Raw genomic sequence first — 23,192 nt, 5'->3', positions numbered from 1 at the left:
TCGTGACAGTACAGTGTAGACTCAGAGGCGGCGTCTCGCTCTTTGGTAAAACAGATCAATACCTGAGCTTCCAACTTTGCTATTTGCTCTTCCGACAGCATCTACCTTCTCATTTAGAAGGGGAGATACGCTGTCCGCATCAATTGGCTCCAGAAATCACAGCCGGTAAAATCAATTCCGCCGCTTGAGTCCGTGGGCGCCTCCATCTTCACAAATGAATTCTATCCCTGCTTCTTCCAAAGCGTCTTTAATCGCCCGAACAGATTCGTCAGATACTAGGCGTCTCTCTTTTTCGAAGTCGACAATAGTCGACAACCCAAGCCCAGCAGCTTGTGCTAGTTCGGACTGCGTCATGCCTAGTAGCGCGCGAGCGGCGCGAGCGAGAGCTGGCGACACGCGATTCAACAATTTTTGTTGACTGGCTTCACGCCGGCCGGTATCAACATTTTATGTTGATTGATCATGGAGCGAGCTTTCTCATGTGCCATCGCCGTTCCATCTCGTGGTCCTCCGCGCTTCAGCACCTACGCGCTGACCGTGCGCAGATTTCATCCTGTGACCGTCGCGCCCAGACTGCAGCAGCAGGGTTTGCTAAGATCGCTGCAGCTCGCGCACAAGCTTCTATGCGAACGCGCCCACTCTTCGTGGGAGGCGCTTACAACCGCCGTGCTATCATGAGCGCCGCCACTGAGGCGGCCCGAGCCCGTCGCACGGTGACTGGCGAGTCCTGGAACATCTGTCTCTCCGCTGCCCTCAAAGGAACCTGGAAGGCCGCAAGGGAAGCTCGTGCATTCGCGGCTCGTCAGGCACAGCAAGCCGTCGCACCAGCGCAGCTGACGAAATCGCGAACGGCCTCGGATCAGGTAATCTCACCAGCAGCGGAGGGATACCCGGATTCGCCTCACAGCCCGCAATCGTCAACGATTCCCGATCCTCGGCAACATTCGCTACCCGAATCTGTCACGCATCACGACGTCAGGCCACCGCCACACCGGTGCATCTCAGTCCCTGGTCCCTGCGCTGCACTGAGCTAAGCCTGCTGACAAAGCCCTGCTGAGTCTCAGGCGTCAGCCCCCTCCCTATCCTTCCTAACAACCTGCGAGGCACGCCATGCCCAGCAAGAGACCGCGCTCACGCGCGATTGATCCCGCACGCCTGACTGTCGCGTCCTTGGGCCTTCGCGCCAAGCTCGTGCCCGAGGAGCAGGACGCCGAGCTCCGAGCCCTGATCGAGCGCTACGAGCAGCTCCTCTGCGACTGGGAGAGCCTCTCCCATCGCGCCCTCAAAGCCCTCTCCGGCCGCTCAACTCGCACGGACAAGCGTCATGCCCCTCATCACCCCTGAGGATATCGGCACGACGCCGCGCAGCCGCCTCTCCCCGCGCCGGCGTCTCCAAGCCTGGGAGCGCACGAACGGCAGATGCGTGGTCTGCGGCGAGCGCATCGACGGGGCCCGCGAGCGCTGGATCGTCGAGCACATCCGAGCGCTTGAGCTCGGGGGCATGGACGAGCTCGGCAACATGGGCCCCGCCCACGAGGCCTGCGGCCGTGAGAAGACCCGGGACGATCACGCTCGCACGGCGCGCGCCAAGCGGCAGAAGCTCCGCCACATCGGCGCGACCGCACCCGAGCGACTTCTGCCGGGTTCGAGGGCAAGCCCGTTGAAGCGTAAACTCAGTGGGGCTGTAGTGCCGAGAGAAACTGCGCTGTTCGGTATATCGGCCGGATCAGCTAAGAAGATGCCCGGATTTGGACGATCTTTGTGGAGGAAGGCGGCTGAAGCCGAAAAACCATTGGCAGAACGAATCGCGAACCTTCAAAAGTACGCGCCTGCGCAGGTCGCCGCGGCGCTGACGCACCAGAGGCCGCCTACACGCAACCAGTCATCCATCGGGTTTGGAATGTCGAGCGCGCCGAAGCGAGAGGACCAGCAGGTTCTGGCAGGAAGTCTGGAGGCGCTCATCCCACCGGAGATCGCTTCGCTTCTCACGCCACCACCGCTCCTGCCCGACGAGGACCCGGACGGCTACGGCCGGCTGCTGACCGCCGTGGGGGTGTCGGTCGAGCCCCGGGACACGATCGAGTGGCTGTGGGTCAAGGATGTCGTCGATCTCCTATGGGAGGCGCAACGCCTGAGGCGGCTCAGAACAGTGTTGCTCAGAACGGCGCGTCGGCAAGGTCTCAGCTACCTTCTAGATCTCTATGGGGAGCCTGAACAGGACACCTTCCAAATGAAGCGCGACGAGCTCGTTCGTGGGTGGAGCTCGGGGAAGCGAGAGGCGGTGCGCCAGGTTGCAGCGCTTCTCGCCAAGCACGGGCTCACCGACGAGGCAATCTCGGCCCAGGCACTCTCCGGCAAGCTGGACGACCTCGACCGCATCGAGCGCATGATCGCCAACGCCGACGGCCGCCGGAATGGCGTGCTGCGCGAGATCGACAGGCGGCGGTCGGCGTTGGGTGCCCGCCTGCGCGCCGCCTCTGACCAAGTCATCGAGGGCGAAGCGATTGATGCGTCCAGCGATCAACGCGGGTCGGCGCGGCGGTGACCTCACCCGCACAGACAGCCGCCAATCGCGAGAACGCGCGGAAGAGCACAGGTCCCCGTACGCGGGCGGGCAAAGATCGGGCGAGCCGCAACGCGTTCCGGCACGGGCTGGCCGTCGATCTCAGCGCAGACCCGCGATGGGGGTTGCAGGTCGAGGAGGTCGCTCGCGCGATCGCGGGGCCTCGAGCAGGAGAGGGGCCGGCGCTCGCCGCAGCCCGCCTCGTGGCAGAGGCGCAGCTTCACCTCGTTAGGATCCGGAGCATTCGTGCGGGGTTGCTGTCGGAACTGGACCGCCTGCTTCGGGAAATGGAGAAGGGTGGGGCGGAGCCATCAACCTTGACCCTGGTCAAGGCGGGCCTCGATGCGGGGCTCAACAATAAGGAAATCCACGCGATGGTGGCCGCTACCCGCAGATCGCAACCCGCGGCGCGGGTCAGCGGGCTGATCGGCCAACTCTCCCGACTTGATCGCTACGAGCGACGAGCTATAGCGCGCCGCAAGTCGCTTGTGCGCGAACTGGATGCTCCATAAGCGGCGGTCAAGCAGCGCGCGATCGAAATGACGGTGCCCGAAACGGGACCGCTTTCCCCCCGGCTGATGGCGGGTCGCTCGCAGAAGCCAGCCTTATGCCTCTCGCCAGCACCAGAGCAGGCACCCGCGCCCTCGCCCATGGCGTGCAGGCTGACGGCGGCTCTACCGGAGTGAGGCGCCCCGATCCACGCCCAGACGCAGGAGTGCTCGGGACAGTACTGCCGCTCCTTCGAGACCGCCCGATCGTCTTCAAACTACCGCCAATCCAGGCGCCGATGGATCTCCCTACGGCGACCGCGGCCTTGCTGCGCTGGGTAACAAGCGGGGAAATCACACCGGTGGAGGCAGAGGCGCTCCGCAAGGTAATCGAAACGCACAGCGCTGCCCTCAAACTTTTCAATCTAGCTGAACGCTTGACACTTCTTGATTAAAGTACGGAGCAATGATAAATTTTTGGAGTCATCGAGCGTCGAGCGCGAATCCATTAAAATCACCCCTAAAACTCATTATATTTGCTAGTCATTCTGACCTATTGTTAATAGAATACTCAATCCGAAATAGCGAAATCACCTGAGAAAAGCGACCTGCGTAACGTAAAAATCTTAATACTCGCAAAAGCTTTAGGAGACCGAGGTTTTCGATGTTGCAAAGGCGAAAACGACGAATATTAGGATTCAGGCAACATGCGCGCAACCGATGTTGTATGCCCAAGCTCTAAATTTCGTGATATAAGGACAGCGCTCTCGCGTGCATGCTAGCTTCTCAAGGCGATAACTGGCGCTTGACAGCGGCACCAAACAGCTGGCAGCCGGCGTCGACGAATGTCGGAGGCGATCGCCGTCTCGGCGGAGCAAATCACCGCGCAAGCGAGCATCCTGGATGAAGGTAATTCCCACAGACATTCCCGCGGTGACGCGTGTCGTTCCGCAGCGGTTCGGTGACGATCGCGGCTGGTTCTCCGAGACCTATCGCGCCGACGTCCTTGCCGATAGTGGTATCGACATCGCCTTTGTGCAGGACAATCAGTCCTTCTCCGCGCCGAAGGGCACGGTGCGCGGCCTGCACTTCCAGGTCCACCCGGCGCCCCAAGCCAAGCTCGTGCGCGTACTGCAGGGCGCTATCCTGGATGTGGCCGTCGACCTGCGCCGCTCCTCCGCCACCTATGGCCAGCACGTGGCGGTCCGCCTCGATGCGGAAGGGGGAGAGCAACTGTTCATCCCACACGGTTTCGCTCACGGCTTCTGCACCCTGACGCCCGACACCATGGTCGCCTACAAGGTCGATGCCTACTACAGCCCCGAGCACGACCGGGCGCTGCTCTGGAACGATCTGGCCCTCGCCATTGCCTGGCCGGTCGCGGCCGAGCAGGCTATCCTCTCGGACAAGGACAAGGTTGCTCCGCGGCTGGCGGACCTGCCGCACCTGTTCGACTAATCGCCCCATCGGCGACACGATCTTGGGTCAAGCGCCCGCACCACGGCCCGACTTTCAGCGAGACTGATCCCATGCGCATCCTGGTGACCGGCGGCTGCGGCTTCATTGGCTCTGCCCTCGTCCTCCACCTCGTCCAGGATCTCGGCCACGAGGTGCTGACCCTCGACGCGCTCACCTACGCGGCCAATCCCGTCTCGCTCGCACCGCTTGAGGCCAACCCGCGCCACCGCCTGATCGAGGCCGATATCTGCGATTCGGCCGCCGTCAACGCCGCCTTCCGCGAGTTTGCGCCGCAAGCGGTGATGCACTTGGCCGCCGAGAGCCACGTCGACCGCTCCATCACCGAGCCCGGCGCCTTCATCCGCACCAACGTCACCGGCACGCAGGTCATGCTCGATGCTGCCCGCAGCCACTACGAGGGCCTAACAGGCGAGGCGCGCACCGCCTTCCGCTTCCTGCACGTCTCCACCGACGAGGTCTACGGCTCGCTGCCGCCCGGCGGCTTCTTCACCGAGGACAGCCGCTACGATCCGCGCTCGCCCTACTCGGCCTCGAAAGCGGCCTCCGACCACCTGGCTCGGGCCTGGCACGAGACCTACGGCCTGCCGGTGCTGGTGACGAACTGCTCGAACAACTACGGCCCACGCCACTTCCCCGAGAAGCTGATCCCGCTGATGATCCTCAATGCGCTCGAAGGGAAGCCGCTGCCGGTCTACGGTGATGGGCTGAACGAGCGTGACTGGATCCACGTGGAGGACCACGCCCGCGGCCTCGTTGCCGTGCTGGAGCGCGGCCGGGTCGGACAGACCTACCTGCTCGGCGGGCGGGCGGTGCGCAACAATCTCGCGGTCGTGAAGGCTCTGTGCGCCGCCTTCGACCGGCTGCGGCCGCAGGCCGCCCCGCACGAGCGGTTGATTACCTTCGTGGCCGACCGGCCCGGCCACGACCGCCGCTACGCGATCGACCCGGGCAAGGCCGAGGCCGAGCTCGGCTGGGCACCGACGAGGAGCTTCGAGGCGGCCTTGGAGGACACCATCGCTTGGTACCTCGACAACGAGGCTTGGTGGCGCCCGATCCGGGAGGGCCGCTACCGGGGCGAGCGCCTAGGGCTGGCGCCAGCGCGCAAGGCGGGCTGAGGCACGATGGAGATCCTGATCCTCGGCGGTGCCGGCCAAGTCGGCACCGAGCTGCAGGCGCTCGCATGGGGCGAGGGCGTGCGCCTGCACGCGCCGACGCGGGTTGAGCTCGACATCACCGACGAGAGGGCGGTCGCCGAAGCTCTCACGGGGCGCGGCTACGCGGCGGTGATCAACACGGCCGCCTACACCGCGGTGGACAAGGCCGAGAGCGAGGTCGCGGCGGCCTGGCGGCTCAACGCGCTGGCGCCGGCCTACCTCGCTGCGGCGACGAAGGTCGCCGGCATCCCGCTGGTGCAGGTCTCGACCGACTACGTGTTCGATGGCAGCAAGCCGGGAGCCTACGAGCCGGACGACCCCATCGACCCGAGAAGCGTCTACGGCGCCTCGAAGGCGGCCGGGGAACTCGCCGTGCGCACCGGCAACCCGCGCCACGCGATCCTGCGCACGGCTTGGGTGGTGAGCCCGCACCGGGCGAACTTCGTCAAGACCATGCTGCGGCTCTCAGCCGAGCGGGAGCGGCTGAGCGTGGTCGAGGATCAGCACGGCTGCCCGACCTCGGCTGCCGACCTGGCTGACGCACTAAGGGTCGTAACACTGCGGCTGGTTTCGGACGCGGCGGCGCCGACCGGCACCTTCCACTGCGTGAATGCGGGCGTCACCACTTGGCGCAGCTTCGCCCGCGCGATCGTTGAGGGCAGCGCGCGCCGGGGCGGGCGGGCCGTGCCGGTGGACGGCATCCCGAGCTCGGCCTATCCGACGCCGGCGCAGCGGCCGGCGAATTCGCAGCTCTCGACCGCGAGCCTGACGGCGGCCTACGGCCTCACGATGCGGCCCTGGGCAAAGGCTCTCGAGGACATCCTCGACCGGCTCGTCGGGCCGGCCCGCGGAGACGACACGATGAGGGGCGTCAGATCATGAAGGGCATCGTCCTGGCCGGCGGCTCGGGCACGCGGCTGCACCCCGCCACGCTGTCGATCAACAAGCAGCTACTGCCAATCTACGACAAGCCAATGATCTACTACCCGGTCTCGGTGCTGATGCTGGCGGGCATCCGCGAGATCCTGATCATCTCCTCGCCCGAGCACCTGGACAACTACAAGCGCCTGTTCGGCACCGGCGAGCAGTTCGGCTTAAGCTTCTCCTACGCGGTGCAGCCGCGACCTGAAGGACTAGCTCAGGCCTTCGTGATTGGGCGCGAGTTCGTCGGAAACGACTCTGTGGCGCTGATCCTGGGCGACAACCTGTTCTTCGGCGCTGGCATGAGCGAGCTCTTGGCCCGCGCGGCCGCGCGGCGCGAGGGAGCGACGGTGTTTGCGTACCACGTCGAGAACCCGCAGGCCTACGGCGTGGTTAGCCTCGACGCGTCCGGCCGTCCGACCCGGATCGTGGAAAAGCCGCAGGAGCCTGATTCCACCTGGGCGGTGACGGGTCTGTACTTCTACGACAACCAAGTGCTCGACATCGCTGCCGCGGTGCGGCCGTCAGCGCGGGGTGAACTCGAGATCACGAGCGTGAACAAGGCCTATCTCGAGCGCGGGCAGTTGCATGTGGAGCGGATGAGCCGAGGCTACGCGTGGCTCGACACAGGCACGCACGACAGCCTTCTAGAGGCCTCTGAGTTCGTGCGGGTGCTGCAGCACCGTCAGGGCTTACAGGTGGCGTGCCTAGAGGAGATTGCCTACCTGCAGGGCTTCATCGGCCGCGAGCAACTGATTGCCCGCGGCGAGCTATTCTCGAAGACCAACTACGGACAAAACCTCCTGAGGTTGGCGCGGGAACACTGAGCCTACGGCCTGTGATCGCTTGAACTGTCTGATGCGGTTAGCGTTTCGCCTCTCCTGAGCGAGGAGGAGCGATGCTGTCGACTGGTCGCTCTAAGAAAAGGTTATCACGATTCCATGAAAAAGGCTCTTATTACCGGCATCACTGGCCAAGATGGCGCCTATCTTGCCCAGCTGCTTCTGGACAAAGGCTACGCAGTATATGGGCTTGTTCGTCGCTCAAGCACAACGGACGTGAATGACATACGCCTACGATGGCTTGGTATTGCAGACCAAGTCCGGTTGATCGATGGAGACCTGTCCGATCTTTCGAGTTTGCTGCGCGCAGTGCGGGAGGTTCAGCCGGACGAGGTTTACAATCTCGCGGCTCAGTCTTTCGTGAAGACGTCCTGGCAGCAGCCGCTCTTAACCGGCGCCATCACTGCCTTAGGCTGTGCAAATGTCCTTGAGTCGATCCGCATCGAGAAGCCAGACGCGCGCTTTTACCAGGCCTCCTCGTCAGAAATGTATGGCCTGATCCAAGAGCCGGAACAATCTGAGACAACACCGTTCTATCCGCGCTCACCTTACGCAGCTGCGAAGCTTTACGCGCACTGGATGACCGTCAACTATCGTGAGAGCTTCGGCATCCACGCCTCTAGTGGGATTCTCTTTAATCACGAAAGCCCACTCCGCGGCATCGAATTCGTTACCCGCAAGGTCACCGACGGTGTTGCCCGGATCAAGCTCGGGCTCGGGAACGACTTGCGCTTGGGAAATATCGATGCCAAGCGCGACTGGGGACATGCACGCGATTACGTGCGAGCCATGTGGCTCATGTTACAGCAGGAAGAGGCGGATGATTACGTCGTCGCAACCGGTCGGACGGTGACTGTGCGCGAGATGTGTCAGATTGCCTTCAATCATGCGGGTCTTTCGATGGACAAGCACTTGGTGATTGATCCCGAACTGTTCCGTCCTGCTGAGGTTGATGTGCTGCTCGGCAATCCGGCGAAGGCTAAGAGCAAGCTGGGGTGGGAGGCCGAGACAACGTTGGAGTCCATGATTACGGAGATGGTGGACGCAGACCTGAGGCGCCTGTCCGCCGTTAAGTAGGACGAAGAAACTGATCACCCGCACGTCGTGTGCTGAGGCGGTATGTTCGATCGAATCCTTGTGACCGGCGCCGCTGGCTTCGTCGGCTATCACCTGCTCCAGGTGCTCGCGTCTCGGGCCGACGCGAGTGCCCGCCTGTTTGCGGCACAGCGCACCCATGTTGTCCTCCCGAGCACGCGATGCGAGCTGATCCGGCTGGACATCACAGATCCTGAGCAGGTGAAAGCAGCGATCCGTGAGACGCGCCCGACGTGCGTCGTTCACTTAGCTGCTATCTCGGCTCCTCGGGTAGCGGCCCGCGGCCCGAGGCACACCTTCGACGTGAATGTTGCGGGGACTCTGAATCTCGCCGCTGCGATCCTTCAAGATGCTCCCGAAGCACGCTTCCTGTTCATCGGAACCTCTGAAGTTTATGGCGGCAGTTTTCAAAGATGCACGAGCCGCTTGATGAAACCGCCCTACTAGACCCAACAAGCACGTATGCCGCCTCGAAAGCAGCTGCTGACCTTATGATCGGACAGATGGTACGTGATGGATTACGAGCGATCCGGTTTTGCCCGTTCAACCATACGGGACCAGGCCAAACAGAGGCGTTTGTTACTCCAGCTTTCGCCGCGCAGATTGCGCGGATAGAGGCAGCTCAGCAACCGCCTGTTGTGCGAGTTGGCAACCTAGAGGCACTTCGCGATTTCCTCGATGTGCGCGACGTCGTAGAGGCGTACGTACAGGGTATCGTTCGGCCAAACCTTCCGAGTGGTGCTATCTATAATATCGCCTCTGGGGTGCCTCGTCGCATCGCGGATATTCTTTATAGCCTCCTCGCACAAGCTCGTGTTGCCATCACTGTTGAAGCTGACGCAGCGCGCATGCGGCCCAATGATACACCGCTGGCTATCGGTAGTTCGTCGCGAGCTGCCGTAGACCTTGGTTGGAGGCCACGCATCACGTGGGAAGCTACTCTTGCCGATACTCTTGCATACTGGCGCAGCAAAATTGCATCAGAGCATTCTTAAACTCGGGTGCAGAGCTTGAATTGGCGAATAAATCTCGATACAGCAGCACCCGAAACCCACCGGAGCACCTAATATCGTCAGAGCGGGCGCGCGAATTCGCGCGAATCAATTCGCTTGTGTGAGCGGTAGCAAACGCCTGCTTGAAAGATCTAACCGCTTTACGGATGAGTAATGTCTGATTTTAACGTAAATTCCGCAGTCTTTCCTGTGATCCTGTGCGGCGGCTCGGGCACGCGGCTGTGGCCCGCCTCCCGCGAGAGCATGCCGAAGCAGTTCTCGCGCCTCGTCAGCGAGCATTCCTCCACCTTCCAGGACACGGCCCGGCGGGTCACCGACGAGGCCACGTTCGGCCGCCTCAGCGTGCTCACCCACACGGAGGCCCGCTTCATCGTCGCCGAGCAGCTCGCCGAGGCCCGCATCCCCGCCGACATCCTGCTCGAGCCCGAGCGGCGCGACTCCGCCGCCGCGGTCGCTGTCGCGGCGCTCCATGCCGCCCGCGTCGATCCGCAGGCCGTCGTCCTGATCCTGGCCGCCGACCACGTCATCGGCGATGCCCGCGCCTTCGTCGCCGCCGTCGAGGCCGCCGCGGTCGGCGCGCGCGCCGGCCACATCATGACGCTCGGCATCGAACCGACGCAGCCGGCGACCGCCTACGGCTACATCCACCCGGGCGAGCCGCTCCCCGCGAGCCCCGGCACCTACAAGATCGCCCGCTTCGTCGAGAAGCCGGACCGGGCCGGCGCCGAGCGCCTGATCGCGGAGGGCGCGGTCTGGAACTCGGGCTACTTCCTGTTCCGCGCCGACGTGATGCTCGACGAGCTGGAGGCGCACGCGCCCGCCGTGCTCTCGGCCGCCCGGGCCGCCCTGGAGAACGCGGCGCGGGACCTCGACTTCGTGCGCCTCGACGCGGACGCCTTCGCGCAGGCCCCCAAGACCTCGATCGACTACGCGGTGATGGAGCGGACGCGCCACGCGGGCGTGCTGCCGGTCTCCTTCGCGTGGTCGGATGTCGGCACCTGGGACGCGGTCTGGAGCGTGCTGGCGCAGGACGAGAGCGGGAACGCGGTGCGCGGCCGCGTCGAGCTGATCGAGACCCGCGGCAGCCTGGTCCACAGCGAGGGCGAGCAGGTCACCGCGGTGGTGGGGCTCGAGGACGTCGTGGTGGTCTCGACCCCCGACGCGGTTCTGGTCAGCTCCAAGGCGCGCTCGGGCGAGGTGAAGACGCTGGTGGAGCGGCTGCGCGCGAAGGCTTATCCGGAGGCGGACGCGCACCGGCGGATGTACCGGCCCTGGGGCTGGTACCAGCGCATCGACATCGGCGAGCGTTTCCAGGTGAAGCGGATCATGGTGACGCCGGGCGGGCGCCTCTCCTTGCAGAAGCACTATCACCGGGCGGAGCATTGGGTGGTGGTGAAGGGCACGGCCGAGGTGACGCTGAACGAGCGGGTCGTGCTGGTCCACGAGAACGAGGCGATCTACCTGCCGATCGGCTCGATGCACCGCCTGTCGAACCCGGGCAAGATCCCGCTGGAGCTGATCGAGGTCCAGGTCGGGTCCTACACCGGCGAGGACGACATCATCCGCGTCGAGGACGTGTACGGACGCTGACACGAGCGAGTTGTCCTGAAGCAGGCACCCAATCTTAACCTCGGCTGAGCCGGCCAAAGAGGGGCAGACAGGATGAGACAGCGACCAACGCGGTGGGCTCCGCGCCCGATACCCGCGGCTCTCGCTCTCGGCTCCTGTCCGTCCCCGCGATCGCCGCAGACGGCCTGGACGTGCGCTGGCCTTCGCCCGAGGGCCGCGCCTCCATCGCCCAGCCCTTTGCTGGCTCGCAGATCGTCCTGAGCGCGTCGTCCCGCACGGCCGGCGCCATCGACAGCCTCGCCTGGAACGGCCGCGAATTCCTCAATCGCTTCGATCACGGCCGCGAGCTGCAATCGGCCGCCTCCTTCGACGGCTACGGTGAGTGCCTCAACCCGACGGAGGCTGGTTCCGACGCCGACGGCATGGGCCCCGAGAGCACCAGCCGTCTCATCAGCCTGCGTGTGCAGGACAAGCGCCTGCACACCCGGACCCGCATGGCGTGGTGGGTGGAGCCCGGCGAAACCTCGCGGGAATGCCCGAAGGGGCCGGGCGGCTACGCCTCCCCCCTCTCGGACGCGGTCCTGACCAAGGACGTCGAGATCGGCGTCCACGGGGTCGCAAACGCCATCGCCTACCGGGCCACCTTCAGCGTGCCCCACGCCTTCGCGTCGGCCAATTTCGAGGTCCTGACCGGCTACATGCCGCCCGACTTCTCCCGGTTCTGGAGCTACGATCCGGCGAGCGATCCAGGCGCTGTCGCGCACGCAGGCCTCGCGGCCGATGAAGCCGGGTCGGCCGGCAACCCGCACCCACGATTACAAGCGTCACGGCACCACGACGCTGTTTGCCGCCCTCAACGTGCTGGAGGGCACGGTCATCGGCCGCTGCATGCAGCACCATCGGCACCAGGAGTCCATCCGTTTCCTCAACAGCGTCGAAGCGGTGGTGCACGCGGGCAAGCTCGTGCATGCCATGCTCGACAACTATGCCGTTCACAAGCATCCGAAGGTACGGGCCTAGACCAGATGTTCGCCCGAGAGGGGGCGACCCGTCTCACATGATGCAGATTGACGAGGGTTGCGCCGGATTCCGGTGCCGAGCCTCATGCATAGGAGATGGGTCGTGGAGCAGGTTATCACGTATGTCGGACTGGACGTGCACAAGGACACGATTGCGGTCGCCCTTGCTGAAGCGGACCAGCGCGGCGCGGTGCGGGAGTACGGTAAGATCGCCAATACGCCCACGGCCGTGAAGACACTCGCGGCCAAGCTGGCGCGGACCGACCGGGAGCTGCAGTTCTACTATGAGGCGGGCCCGTGCGGCTACGGCATCCAACGTCAGCTGACGCTGGCCGGGCACGGCTGCGCGGTGGTCGCCCCCTCCTTGATCCCGCGCAAACCCGGCGAGCGGATCAAGACGGACCGGCGGGATGCGATCAACCTGGCCAAGCTGCATCGTGCCGGCGATTTGACCGCGGTCTGGGTACCCGACCCCAAGCATGAGGCCATGCGCGACCTCGTGCGAGCGCGGCAAGCCGCGGTGCGCGCCCTGCGCCAGGCGCGTCAGCAACTCAGCGGCTTCCTGCTGCGACAGGGCCGTCATTACAGTCGACCAGCTTGGACGCTGATGCACCGCCGCTGGCTGGCAGGTCTGCGCTTCGAGCAGGCGGTTCATCACATCGTGCTGGAGGATGGCATCGCGGCGGTTGAGGCGGCCACAGCCCGCCGTGACCGTTTGGAGACCCAGATTGCGGCGGCGCTGTCGGACTGGTCGCTTGCCCCGGTCGTGCGTGCACTGCAGGCGCTGCGCGGCATGGCGCTGATTGCGGCGACAACGCTCGTTGCCGAACTCGGCGACATCAGCCGCTTTGCCAATCCGCGTCAGCTGATGGCCTATCTCGGCCTGGTGCCGTCTGAGCATTCCAGCGGCAGCACGCGGCGTCAGGGCGGCATCACCAAGGCCGGCAACGGTGCGGCCCGTCGCACCTTGATCGAGGCAGCCTGGAGCTACCGGTTTCCAGCTCGGATCAGCCGCGAGCAACTCCTGAGACAGGAGGGACTGGCCCAGTCGATCCGCGATACGGCTTGGAAGGCGCAGGAGCGGCTATGCCGCCGCTACTGTACGCTGTCCCGGTCGGGAAAGCCCCCGACCGTCGTCGTCACCGCGATTGCACGCGAGTTGGCGGGCTTCGTCTGGGCGATCGTCCGATTGGAGCCGCCGATCGGCGCGCGTTGAGATGAACCCTGCCGCCCGCCAGAACCCAAGGAGGTCATCGCCGGCACATACCATCCAAGGCTGAGCAAGGCCGGAGGCACGATCCCGGTCAGGAGAACCCTCGCCACCACTACCAGACAGGTCTCATCCGACGCTGGATCCTAGACAGAGGACGCTCCGCGACGCATCCGGTCCGGCGGTATCCAACCCGCGCATCAGAGCAGGATCAACCGTCGTCTCAGGATCGTGCCTCCAGCCCTGCTCAGCCGCGGCCACAAGGATCAGCTCGACAGCGAGCAACGATTTGGCGTGCCCACATCTTGAAGTGGCGAACATGAGAGAGCGGTCTGAGTTAGAAGTGTGCTTGCAGAAACGTGCGACGTTGGCCAGGACCTCGTCGGCGGTCTTCGTCCAGACGAACGGCTTGGGATGAGCGTTCGTCTCGGCGATGTAGCCTTGAATGGCTGCCTCCAAGTCTGCTGTGCTGGTGAAAGCACCGCGCTCCAGACGGCGCCTGCTCAGCACCGCAAACCAGCACTCAACCAAGTTCAGCCACGATGCACTCGTCGGCGTAAAATGCAGATGAACCCGCGGGTGCCGCACCAGCCAGTCGTGAACCAGTTGCGCCTTGTGCGTCTTCAGATTGTCGAGCACGAGATGCACCTCAAGCTCAGGCTCAACGCGGCTGTCGACCTGCTCCAAGAACTTGCGAAACTCCACACTGCGATGACGCTGCTCGCAGCAGCCGATCACCGTGCCAGCTTTCACATCAAGTGCCGCGAACAGGTCGAGGGTGCCATGCCGGCGATAGTCGTGGGTGGCGCGTTCGGGCTGGCCCGGCCGCAAGGGGAAGGTCGGAGCTGTGCCTTGTGCCGCCTGGATCTGGGGCTTCTCGTCCACGCAGAGCACCAGCGCCCGGTCAGGCGGCGCGAGGTAGAGCCCCACGACGTCCCGCACCTTCTCGACGAAGGCCGGATCTGACGAGAGCTTGAAGGTCTCAGCCTGATGCGGCCGCAGGCCGAACGCGCGCCAGATGCGTGAGACCGCGGGCTGGCTCATGCCGCTGCGGCGCGCCATCGTGCGCGTGCTCCAATGGGTTGCGTTGTTGGGTGCCTTCTCCAGAGTGAGGGTGATCACGCGCTCAACAGCCTCGTCCCCGATGCTGCGCGGGGCGCCAGGCCGAGGAGCATCGACCAACCCCTCTAGGCGGTGTGCGGCAAAGCGGCTCCGCCATAAGGCGACGGTCTGCCGGCCCACGCTTAAAGCCGCGGCGACGCCCAGGTTTGTCGCTTCGGGCTGGGCACAGGCCAGGATGATGCGCACGCGTTGAGCCAGGGCCTGACCGGTCCCGTGCCGCCGTAACAGACGCTGCAAGGCAGCGTGCTCGTTCTCGCTCAGATGCAGAGCGACGGCCTTGGGTCCGCGCGACATGGCACACCTCCTGGCTCGGTGCGCTCCAGTCTGCGACCTTCGCTCGCAAATGCACTCACACTTCTAACTCAGACCGCTCTCTCATGTTCGCCACTTCAAGATGTGGGCACGCCAAATCGTTGCTCGCTGTCGAGCTGATCCTTGTGGCCGCGGCTGAGCAGGGCTGGAGGCACGATCCTGAGACGACGGTTGATCCTGCTCTGATGCGCGGGTTGGATACCGCCGGACCGGATGCGTCGCGGAGCGTCCTCTGTCTAGGATCCAGCGTCGGATGAGACCTGTCTGGTAGTGGTGGCGAGGGTTCTCCTGACCGGGATCGTGCCTCCGGCCTTGCTCAGCCTTGGATGGTATGTGCCGGCGATGACCTCCTTGGGTTCTGGCGGGCGGCAGGGTTCATCTCAACGCGCGCCGATCGGCGGCTCCAATCGGACGATCGCCCAGACGAAGCCCGCCAACTCGCGTGCAATCGCGGTGACGACGACGGTCGGGGGCTTTCCCGACCGGGACAGCGTACAGTAGCGGCGGCATAGCCGCTCCTGCGCCTTCCAAGCCGTATCGCGGATCGACTGGGCCAGTCCCTCCTGTCTCAGGAGTTGCTCGCGGCTGATCCGAGCTGGAAACCGGTAGCTCCAGGCTGCCTCGATCAAGGTGCGACGGGCCGCACCGTTGCCGGCCTTGGTGATGCCGCCCTGACGCCGCGTGCTGCCGCTGGAATGCTCAGACGGCACCAGGCCGAGATAGGCCATCAGCTGACGCGGATTGGCAAAGCGGCTGATGTCGCCGAGTTCGGCAACGAGCGTTGTCGCCGCAATCAGCGCCATGCCGCGCAGCGCCTGCAGTGCACGCACGACCGGGGCAAGCGACCAGTCCGACAGCGCCGCCGCAATCTGGGTCTCCAAACGGTCACGGCGGGCTGTGGCCGCCTCAACCGCCGCGATGCCATCCTCCAGCACGATGTGATGAACCGCCTGCTCGAAGCGCAGACCTGCCAGCCAGCGGCGGTGCATCAGCGTCCAAGCTGGTCGACTGTAATGACGGCCCTGTCGCAGCAGGAAGCCGCTGAGTTGCTGACGCGCCTGGCGCAGGGCGCGCACCGCGGCTTGCCGCGCTCGCACGAGGTCGCGCATGGCCTCATGCTTGGGGTCGGGTACCCAGACCGCGGTCAAATCGCCGGCACGATGCAGCTTGGCCAGGTTGATCGCATCCCGCCGGTCCGTCTTGATCCGCTCGCCGGGTTTGCGCGGGATCAAGGAGGGGGCGACCACCGCGCAGCCGTGCCCGGCCAGCGTCAGCTGACGTTGGATGCCGTAGCCGCACGGGCCCGCCTCATAGTAGAACTGCAGCTCCCGGTCGGTCCGCGCCAGCTTGGCCGCGAGTGTCTTCACGGCCGTGGGCGTATTGGCGATCTTACCGTACTCCCGCACCGCGCCGCGCTGGTCCGCTTCAGCAAGGGCGACCGCAATCGTGTCCTTGTGCACGTCCAGTCCGACATACGTGATAACCTGCTCCACGACCCATCTCCTATGCATGAGGCTCGGCACCGGAATCCGGCGCAACCCTCGTCAATCTGCATCATGTGAGACGGGTCGCCCCCTCTCGGGCGAACATCTGGTCTAGCTCGACCGCCACCTGCGCTGGACCTTCCACTTCACTCCGGCCTTTACCTCTTGGCTGAACGCGGCGGAGGGATTCGTTGCCAAGCGCACATCCCAGCGGCTGCGTCGAGGAGTGTTCGGCTCACTCGTCGAGGTGCAGGCCGCCATCAAGTGCTTCATCGCCCAAACCAACGGCGACCCGCGGCCCGCCGTCTGGGCTGCCGATCCCGATCGCATCATCAAGGCCGCCAAACGCGGGCACCAAGCGTTAAACTCAGGCCACTAGGCTGATAGGGTGCCCCGCCCCGTCCGCGGCCTCACTGATGGCCGCTTCAATTTCAACCCGAATATCTACCGCATTAATGGACGCAACCCAGCGCCGATCGAGGGCTGGCGAACATCCGGAGCTGACAGCAACATCCATATTTCGGACGCGATCATGCATGACATAACGGCAGCCTCCTAGACGCTCGAGTAGCCATGATCAGCGATACGGCAGCGCCGCTAGCTCGGCGCAGTGCGGCGGAATCCTACCTTCGCGTCCTGCACGCGCTAATGCTGCGCGATATGCGGACACGCTTCGGCGGGTCGCATCTCGGCTACGCGGTGGTCGTCCTCTGGCCAGTCGTGCATACTTTCATGCTGGTTGGGATTTATGTCTTCCGGAAAGTGCCGGCCCCGATCGGAGATAGTCGCGCCCTCTTCTTTGCCACTGGCGCCGTGCCGTGCCTGATCTTCCAATATGTCTCGCGCGAGGTGATGAAGGCGGTGATGATGAACCGTCCGCTCACATACTATCCGCAGGTAAAGGTTTTTGATGTTGTCCTTGCGCGCATCATCGTCGAGATTGTGACAGGTTTCCTTGGACTGCTTGTCGTTTGTGCGATATTGGTCGCGTTCGGAATCGATCCTCGGCCAGCCGATGCAATCATTGCGGTTGGTGGCTACTGCGCTGCGATTCTCCTAGGCATCGGCATCGGCACTATCAATGTCGGCATCATATCTTTCTTTCCAGCCTGGATTATGGGCTATCAGCTTTTTAGCATTGCGATGTATATCCTTAGTGGCGTAATGTTTTTGCCACAATATCTTCCGCCGGAAATCTACCACGTCCTTAAATATAACCCGGCCACGCAGATCATTGAGTGGGTCAGACTTGGTTACTATCCTAACTTAGGAGCTCAGGTCGATTATTATTATGTTATACTGTTCGCTCTTTTTTCATTAACGATCGGCTTGCTCCTGGAACGTTTCGTCGTTCGGCAACGCACCTGATCAAGGTTGATAACGACCTTGTCTACAGGTGGCTGTTACTCACAACCTTTGCAGCGATAATTCGCCGTCACAGCAGGCTCGATCTCAGTCGGCGGCCGCCATTGAGGAGGAGCGGGATGGGACCTCGGGCGTTTCGAGTCTTCGGGCTTCTTTCCATCCTCGCTCTGGTGCAGCCTGTGCTAGCCGAGGATGGGCCGGACGTGCGCTGGCCTTCGCCCGAGGGCCGCGCCTCCATCGCCCAGCCCTTTGCTGGCTCGCAGATCGTCCTGAGCGCGTCGTCCCGCACGGCCGGCGCCATCGACAGCCTCGCCTGGAACGGCCGCGAATTCCTCAATCGCTTCGATCACGGCCGCGAGCTGCAATCGGCCGCCTCCTTCGACGGCTACGGTGAGTGCCTCAACCCGACGGAGGCTGGTTCCGACGCCGACGGCATGGGCCCCGAGAGCACCAGCCGTCTCATCAGCCTGCGTGTGCAGGACAAGCGCCTGCACACCCGGACCCGCATGGCGTGGTGGGTGGAGCCCGGCGAAACCTCGCGGGAATGCCCGAAGGGGCCGGGCGGCTACGCCTCCCCCCTCTCGGACGCGGTCCTGACCAAGGACGTCGAGATCGGCGTCCACGGGGTCGCAAACGCCATCGCCTACCGGGCCACCTTCAGCGTGCCCCACGCCTTCGCGTCGGCCAATTTCGAGGTCCTGACCGGCTACATGCCGCCCGACTTCTCCCGGTTCTGGAGCTACGATCCGCGCAGCGGCCGGCGCGCGCCGCTCTCGGACGGACCCGGCGAGCAGCCGGTGCCGGTGATCCTGGCGACCGAGGATGGCGCCTACGCGATGGGCGTCTACAGCCCAGACCTGCCCCAGGCCGCGCATCCGGATGCGGGCTTCGGCCGCTTCCGCTTTCCCGCGCCGAGAGGCCCCGAGGGCAACGCCACCGTCAAGTGGAACTGCGTCTACCGGCACGGGGCCGGCGGGCCCGGCCCCTACGCCTTCACCTGCTACACGCTCGTCGGGACCCTGGAAGCGGTCGAGGCGGGCCTGAGCCGCCTCCACGCCGCCCTGAGCGGGGCGCGGACACCGGGCTCGCGATGAGCTATGCTGCGCCCCGGCCGCCCGGGCCGTTCATGAGGCCGGACGCAGGGGCAAGCCGGCCCGGAGGGAAGTGTATGCGCCTGATCCTGCTCGGAATCCTCGTGGCGCTCCTGCCCGTGCCGGCCGCAGCGACCTGCTCCTGCATCTGCGTCGGCGGCGAGGCGCGCTCCCTGTGCTCGAGCCCGACCGAGCTCGAGCCGGTCTGCGCCCGCATCTGCCCGCAATCGCTCGGGGCAAGGTCGGTGAGCCCGGGACCCGTGACGATGCCGGGCAGCATCATCACGGGCGGGGCCGATGGATCAGAGGACGGCGCAGGCCCTCCCCGCGGCGGGATGGGGCTCGGCGGCGCAGGGCTCGGCGCGGCCACGGGCCTGGGCGGCGGCCTGCGGTAGGCGGACTGCCCGAAGGTCGCATTTGCGCGGATTTCGTTCCTCGTGCATGCCGGCACGCGGGCGGCGCGCCACGCCGCCGAAACTGCCCCGTCTGCCCGGAGACCCGCGCCCGTGACGAACCCGACGCCGCGCCAGCCCGACCACGCGGTCGACCCGCTCTTCGTCGAGCGCCGCTCGCCGCGCGCCTTCACGGGCGAGGCGGTGCCCGAGGCGGAACTGATGCGGATGTTCGAGGCGGCGCGCTGGGCGCCCTCCTCCTACAATTCGCAGCCCTGGCGCTTCATCTATGCCCTGCGCGGCGACGCCAACTGGGACCGGCTGTTCGACCTCATCTCCCCCGGCAACCAGAGATGGGTGGCGGGAACCGGCGCCCTCGTCATCCTCGTCTCCAGCACCCGCATGAAGGTGGGGGAGAACCTGCAGCCCTCCTGGAGCCACTCCCTGGACGCGGGCGCGGCTTCCCTCGCCTTTCAGTTGCAGGCGATCCGCCAGGGCTGGCACGCCCACGGCATGACCGGCTTCGACAAGGAGCGCGCCGTCGGCGCGCTCAACGTGCCGGAGCATCACCGGGTCGAGGCGGCCTACGCGGTCGGGCGCGCCATCCCGCCGGCCGAGATGACCGACGAGCAGCGCACCCGCGAGACGCCGAACGGACGCCGGCCGATCACCGACTTCGTCTTCGCCGGCGCCTTCCCCGCCCGCGACGCGTGAGCGCTCCGTGCTGAGCCCCGCGCCCGACTACGACACCCTCCGCGCCCGGTTCCGCTGGGACATCCCCGCCCGCTACAACATGGGCGTCGACGTCTGCGACGTCTTCGGGGCGCGCGAGCCGGAACGACCGGCGATCCTGGAGGTCGGCCCCGACGGCGCGGTCGAGACGATCCCCTTCGGACGGCTCAGGGCGGATTCGAACCGGCTCGCGGGGGCTTTGCGGGCCCGCGGCGTCGGGCCGGGCGACCGGGTGGCGGTGCTGCTGCCGCAATCGGCCGCCGTCGTGGTGGCCCACGCCGCCGCCTACAAGCTCGGGGCGGTGGCCCTGCCGCTCGCCGGCCTGTTCGGCCCGGAGGCGCTGGCCTACCGGCTCGCCGATTCGGGCGCGCGGGCGATCGTCACGGACGCGGCGGGGCTCGCCAAGCTCGGGCCGCTCCGCGCCGGGTTGCCGGGCCTCGACCTCGTGATCTGCCGCGAGGGCGCGGCGGACGGCGCGCTCGGCCTCGACGACCTCCTCGCGGAGGGGAGCGAGAACTTCGCGCCCGTCGAGACGGGCCCCGACGACCCGGCCCTGATGATCTACACCTCCGGCACCACGGGCGCGCCGAAGGGGGCGCTGCACGGGCACCGGGTGCTGCCCGGCCACCTGCCGGGCTGGCGGATGATGCACGATTTCGCGCCCCACGGCGGCGACCTGATGTGGACGCCCTCCGATTGGGCCTGGGCCGGCGGCCTCCTCAACGTGCTGATGCCGAGCCTGCATCTCGGCATGCCGGTGGTGGCCCGCCCCGGTCGCTTCGAGGCTGAGGATGCCCTCGGCCTGATCGCGCGGCTCGGCATCACCAACGTCTTCCTGCCGCCGACCGCCCTGCGCATGCTGCGCGGCGTCGAGTCGCCGCGCGAGCGCTTCGACCTGTCCCGCCTGCGCAACATCGCCTCGGCGGGCGAGGCGCTCGGCCCCGAGACCTTCACCTGGGCCCGGGACGCCCTCGGGCTGACCATCGGCGAGGCCTACGGGCAGACCGAGTGCAACCTCGTGCTCGCCGCCTGCCGCGCCGCCGGAATCGCCCGGCCGGGATCGACCGGCAAGCCGGTCCCGGGCCATCGCGTCGCGATCCTGCGGCCCGACGGCAGCGAGGCCGGGATCGACGAGCCCGGCGAGATCTGCGTCGCCCGGCCCGACCCGGTGATGTTCCTCGGCTACTGGAACCAGCCGGAGGCGACGGCGCGGAAATTCCGCGGCGACTGGATGCTGACGGGCGACCAGGCACGGCGCGACGCGGACGGCTACATCCACTTCGTCGGGCGCGACGACGACCTCATCACCTCGGCCGCCTACCGGATCGGCCCGACCGAGATCGAGGATTGCCTCCTGCGCCATCCGGCGGTCGCGCTCGCCGCCGCGATCGGCAAGCCCGATCCCCTGCGCACTGAGATCGTGAAGGCCTTCGTGGTGCTGCGCGAGGGATATGCCGCCTCCGACGCCCTGCGCGATGAGATCCTCGAATTCGCCCGCGCCCGGCTCTCGGCCCATGAGAGGCCGCGCGAACTCGCCTTCCGGGCGGAGCTGCCGATGACGACCACGGGCAAGATCATCCGGCGCCAGCTGCGCGCGGAGGGATGAGGCGCGAGCCTTCGCTCATGTCCCTCCTTGGAGTTCGTATAAAGACATCTTTATGTCTTGATTGCCTCCCACGACCGTCCCTGTTATAGGCTGGCCTCAGACAGCCAACGGACACGGAGCATCGGGCACATGGCCAAGGACTACATCGTCAGGGACATCGGGCTGGCCGATTACGGCCGCAAGGAGATCTCCATCGCCGAGAGCGAGATGCCGGGCCTGATGGCCGTGCGCGAGGAATACGCGGCGCGCCAGCCCCTCAAGGGCGCCAAGATCGCTGGCTCGCTGCACATGACGATCCAGACGGCCGTGCTGATCGAGACCCTGAAGGCGCTCGGCGCCGACATCCGCTGGGTCTCCTGCAACATCTACTCGACGCAGGACCATGCCGCCGCCGCGATCGCGGCCGCCGGCATCCCGGTCTTCGCCGTGAAGGGCGAGACGCTGGAGGAGTACTGGGACTACACGTCGCGCCTGTTCGACTGGCATGACGGCGGCATGCCGAACATGATCCTCGACGACGGCGGCGACGCCACGATGTTCGTGCATCTCGGCCTGCGCGCCGAGCAGGGCGACACCGCCTTCCTCGACAAGCCGAGCTCCGAGGAGGAGGAGATCTTCTTCGCGCTCCTCAAGAAGAAGCTCAAGGAGAAGCCGAAGGGCTGGTTCGCGGGCCTCGCGGATTCGATCAAGGGCGTCTCCGAGGAGACGACCACGGGCGTGCACCGCCTCTACATCCTCGCCAAGGAGGGCAAGCTGCTCTTCCCGGCGATCAACGTGAACGACTCGGTCACGAAATCGAAGTTCGACAACCTCTACGGCTGCCGCGAATCGCTCGTCGACGGCATCCGCCGCGGCACCGACGTGATGATGGCCGGCAAGGTCGCCATGGTCGCGGGCTTCGGCGACGTCGGCAAGGGCTCGGCCTCCTCGCTCCGCCACGCCGGCTGCCGCGTGCTCGTCTCCGAGATCGACCCGATCTGCGCGCTCCAGGCCGCGATGGAGGGCTACGAGGTGGTCACAATGGAAGATGCCGCGCCCCGCGCCGACATCTTCGTGACGGCCACCGGCAACAAGGACATCATCACGATCGAGCACATGCGGGCCATGAAGGACCGGGCGATCGTGTGCAACATCGGCCACTTCGACAACGAGATCCAGGTCGCGGGCCTCAAGAACCTCAAGTGGACGAACATCAAGCCGCAGGTCGACGAGATCGAGTTCGCCGACGGCCACCGCATCATCCTCCTCTCGGAGGGGCGGCTGGTGAACCTCGGCAACGCGACGGGTCACCCGTCCTTCGTGATGTCGGCCTCGTTCACGAACCAGACGCTCGCCCAGATCGAGCTCTGGACGAACCCGGGCAAGTACGAGCGGCAGGTCTACACCCTGCCCAAGACCCTCGACGAGAAGGTCGCGCTCCTGCATCTCGAGAAGATCGGCGCCAAGCTCTCGAAGCTGCGCCCCGATCAGGCCTCCTATATCGGCGTGCCGGAGAGCGGCCCGTTCAAGCCGGATCACTACCGCTACTGAGCGCCCGGCCGGCCTTCCGCCAGCCACCAAGCCCTGATGAAAGCCCGGCCCTCGCGCCGGGCTTTCTCGCATTCGCGGGCCTCGCGGCCGCTCCGTGCACCCGCACCGATTGCGGCAGGTCCCGTGCGAAAGTGTGTCTTTCGTGTGTCGGGTTCGGTCCGACATGCACCCCAGGGTTCATTGTTCCGCTCGACCCCCTTCCGGC

General features: G+C 65.6%; 20 protein-coding genes and 2 pseudogenes. 19 read left to right on the top strand and 3 right to left on the bottom strand.

The features are described from left to right. Positions 1-171 precede the first annotated feature (171 nt). Entirely contained in the window at positions 172-396 is a 225-nt protein-coding gene (locus DK389_RS12250) for a helix-turn-helix domain-containing protein (RefSeq protein WP_109889908.1), read from the bottom strand. A gap of 714 nt (positions 397-1,110) precedes the next feature. Between DK389_RS12250 and DK389_RS12240 the strand changes: the two genes are divergently transcribed. From DK389_RS12240 to DK389_RS12185, 13 genes and pseudogenes are all read left to right on the top strand, one after another. Then, the gene (locus tag DK389_RS12240; protein ID WP_109889906.1) at positions 1,111-1,344 is read left to right on the top strand and encodes a hypothetical protein; all 234 of its coding nucleotides are present in this window, start codon (positions 1,111-1,113) and stop codon (positions 1,342-1,344) included. Further along, positions 1,325-2,545 carry an HNH endonuclease gene (locus tag DK389_RS12235; RefSeq protein WP_109889905.1) on the top strand — a complete coding sequence of 407 codons (1,221 nt, stop codon included), beginning with the start codon at positions 1,325-1,327 and terminating at the stop codon, positions 2,543-2,545. The genes DK389_RS12240 and DK389_RS12235 overlap by 20 nt, the downstream gene beginning before the upstream one ends. 335 nt (positions 2,546-2,880) lie before the next feature. Beyond that, positions 2,881-3,075: a hypothetical protein gene (locus DK389_RS32305; protein WP_162560616.1), complete on the top strand. Its 195-nt coding sequence runs from the start codon at positions 2,881-2,883 to the stop codon at positions 3,073-3,075. An 879-nt stretch (positions 3,076-3,954) separates the two neighbouring features. Further along, positions 3,955-4,509, top strand: coding sequence for a dTDP-4-dehydrorhamnose 3,5-epimerase (gene rfbC, locus DK389_RS12225; RefSeq protein ID WP_109889901.1), 555 nt, complete (start codon positions 3,955-3,957; stop codon positions 4,507-4,509). 71 nt (positions 4,510-4,580) lie between these two features. Beyond that, positions 4,581-5,645, top strand: a complete 1,065-nt coding sequence (gene rfbB, locus DK389_RS12220) for a dTDP-glucose 4,6-dehydratase (RefSeq protein ID WP_109889899.1) — start codon at positions 4,581-4,583, stop codon at positions 5,643-5,645. A 6-nt stretch (positions 5,646-5,651) separates the two neighbouring features. Further along, positions 5,652-6,566 carry a dTDP-4-dehydrorhamnose reductase gene (gene rfbD, locus DK389_RS12215; protein WP_109889897.1) on the top strand — a complete coding sequence of 305 codons (915 nt, stop codon included), beginning with the start codon at positions 5,652-5,654 and terminating at the stop codon, positions 6,564-6,566. Continuing rightward, positions 6,563-7,432 (top strand): glucose-1-phosphate thymidylyltransferase RfbA, encoded by an 870-nt coding sequence (gene rfbA, locus DK389_RS12210; RefSeq protein WP_109889895.1) that lies wholly within the window; start codon positions 6,563-6,565, stop codon positions 7,430-7,432. The genes rfbD and rfbA overlap by 4 nt, the downstream gene beginning before the upstream one ends. 114 nt (positions 7,433-7,546) lie before the next feature. Beyond that, positions 7,547-8,524, top strand: a complete 978-nt coding sequence (gene gmd, locus DK389_RS12205; RefSeq protein WP_109889893.1) for a GDP-mannose 4,6-dehydratase — start codon at positions 7,547-7,549, stop codon at positions 8,522-8,524. Between the two features lie 42 nt (positions 8,525-8,566). Beyond that, complete coding sequence (locus DK389_RS34850) at positions 8,567-8,989, top strand: NAD-dependent epimerase/dehydratase family protein (protein WP_250645689.1); 423 nt, start codon at positions 8,567-8,569, stop codon at positions 8,987-8,989. Continuing rightward, positions 8,956-9,537, top strand: a complete 582-nt coding sequence (locus DK389_RS34845) for a GDP-mannose 4,6-dehydratase (RefSeq protein ID WP_250645688.1) — start codon at positions 8,956-8,958, stop codon at positions 9,535-9,537. The genes DK389_RS34850 and DK389_RS34845 overlap by 34 nt, the downstream gene beginning before the upstream one ends. A gap of 171 nt (positions 9,538-9,708) precedes the next feature. Continuing rightward, positions 9,709-11,145, top strand: a complete 1,437-nt coding sequence (locus DK389_RS12195) for a mannose-1-phosphate guanylyltransferase/mannose-6-phosphate isomerase (protein WP_109889892.1) — start codon at positions 9,709-9,711, stop codon at positions 11,143-11,145. Between the two features lie 723 nt (positions 11,146-11,868). Next, positions 11,869-12,141: pseudogene (locus tag DK389_RS12190) on the top strand (IS630 family transposase); the annotation flags it as partial. A 105-nt stretch (positions 12,142-12,246) separates the two neighbouring features. Then, the gene (locus tag DK389_RS12185) at positions 12,247-13,359 is read left to right on the top strand and encodes an IS110 family RNA-guided transposase (RefSeq protein WP_109889890.1); all 1,113 of its coding nucleotides are present in this window, start codon (positions 12,247-12,249) and stop codon (positions 13,357-13,359) included. 345 nt (positions 13,360-13,704) lie between these two features. Here the strand turns inward: DK389_RS12185 and DK389_RS12180 are convergent. Both DK389_RS12180 and DK389_RS12175 read right to left on the bottom strand, forming a co-directional pair. After that, positions 13,705-14,769, bottom strand: a pseudogene (locus tag DK389_RS12180) (IS630 family transposase); the annotation flags it as partial. A gap of 398 nt (positions 14,770-15,167) precedes the next feature. Further along, entirely contained in the window at positions 15,168-16,280 is a 1,113-nt protein-coding gene (locus tag DK389_RS12175) for an IS110 family RNA-guided transposase (protein ID WP_109889890.1), read from the bottom strand. 564 nt (positions 16,281-16,844) lie between these two features. Here DK389_RS12175 and DK389_RS12165 point away from each other — a divergent pair. From DK389_RS12165 to ahcY, 6 genes are all read left to right on the top strand, one after another. Next, entirely contained in the window at positions 16,845-17,639 is a 795-nt protein-coding gene (locus DK389_RS12165; protein ID WP_194075197.1) for an ABC transporter permease, read from the top strand. A 200-nt stretch (positions 17,640-17,839) separates the two neighbouring features. Further along, positions 17,840-18,730, top strand: coding sequence for a hypothetical protein (locus DK389_RS12160; RefSeq protein ID WP_109889888.1), 891 nt, complete (start codon positions 17,840-17,842; stop codon positions 18,728-18,730). 74 nt (positions 18,731-18,804) lie between these two features. Continuing rightward, entirely contained in the window at positions 18,805-19,122 is a 318-nt protein-coding gene (locus DK389_RS12155; protein WP_109889887.1) for a hypothetical protein, read from the top strand. 111 nt (positions 19,123-19,233) lie between these two features. After that, positions 19,234-19,833 (top strand): nitroreductase family protein, encoded by a 600-nt coding sequence (locus tag DK389_RS12150; RefSeq protein ID WP_109889885.1) that lies wholly within the window; start codon positions 19,234-19,236, stop codon positions 19,831-19,833. 7 nt (positions 19,834-19,840) lie between these two features. After that, positions 19,841-21,457, top strand: a complete 1,617-nt coding sequence (locus tag DK389_RS12145) for an AMP-binding protein (RefSeq protein WP_109889883.1) — start codon at positions 19,841-19,843, stop codon at positions 21,455-21,457. Between the two features lie 129 nt (positions 21,458-21,586). Further along, on the top strand, positions 21,587-22,987 hold the full coding sequence (gene ahcY, locus DK389_RS12140; protein WP_109889882.1) for an adenosylhomocysteinase: 1,401 nt from the start codon (positions 21,587-21,589) through the stop codon (positions 22,985-22,987). Positions 22,988-23,192: the final 205 nt, after the last annotated feature.

This window comes from Methylobacterium durans, from assembly GCF_003173715.1.
In the GTDB taxonomy this organism is placed as follows: Bacteria; Pseudomonadota; Alphaproteobacteria; order Rhizobiales; family Beijerinckiaceae; genus Methylobacterium; species Methylobacterium durans.
This window is presented reverse-complemented; position numbering and strand designations above follow the sequence as displayed.

Coding starts and splice junctions, on each gene's coding strand:
- DK389_RS12165 (WP_194075197.1), top strand. CDS start 16,845: ATGATCAGCGATACGGCAGCGCCGCTAGCTCGGCGCAGTGCGGCGGAA.
- DK389_RS34845 (WP_250645688.1), top strand. CDS start 8,956: ATGCACGAGCCGCTTGATGAAACCGCCCTACTAGACCCAACAAGCACG.
- rfbB (WP_109889899.1), top strand. CDS start 4,581: ATGCGCATCCTGGTGACCGGCGGCTGCGGCTTCATTGGCTCTGCCCTC.
- rfbD (WP_109889897.1), top strand. CDS start 5,652: ATGGAGATCCTGATCCTCGGCGGTGCCGGCCAAGTCGGCACCGAGCTG.
- DK389_RS34850 (WP_250645689.1), top strand. CDS start 8,567: ATGTTCGATCGAATCCTTGTGACCGGCGCCGCTGGCTTCGTCGGCTAT.
- gmd (WP_109889893.1), top strand. CDS start 7,547: ATGAAAAAGGCTCTTATTACCGGCATCACTGGCCAAGATGGCGCCTAT.
- DK389_RS12235 (WP_109889905.1), top strand. CDS start 1,325: ATGCCCCTCATCACCCCTGAGGATATCGGCACGACGCCGCGCAGCCGC.
- DK389_RS12195 (WP_109889892.1), top strand. CDS start 9,709: ATGTCTGATTTTAACGTAAATTCCGCAGTCTTTCCTGTGATCCTGTGC.
- ahcY (WP_109889882.1), top strand. CDS start 21,587: ATGGCCAAGGACTACATCGTCAGGGACATCGGGCTGGCCGATTACGGC.
- DK389_RS12155 (WP_109889887.1), top strand. CDS start 18,805: ATGCGCCTGATCCTGCTCGGAATCCTCGTGGCGCTCCTGCCCGTGCCG.
- rfbC (WP_109889901.1), top strand. CDS start 3,955: ATGAAGGTAATTCCCACAGACATTCCCGCGGTGACGCGTGTCGTTCCG.
- rfbA (WP_109889895.1), top strand. CDS start 6,563: ATGAAGGGCATCGTCCTGGCCGGCGGCTCGGGCACGCGGCTGCACCCC.
- DK389_RS12240 (WP_109889906.1), top strand. CDS start 1,111: ATGCCCAGCAAGAGACCGCGCTCACGCGCGATTGATCCCGCACGCCTG.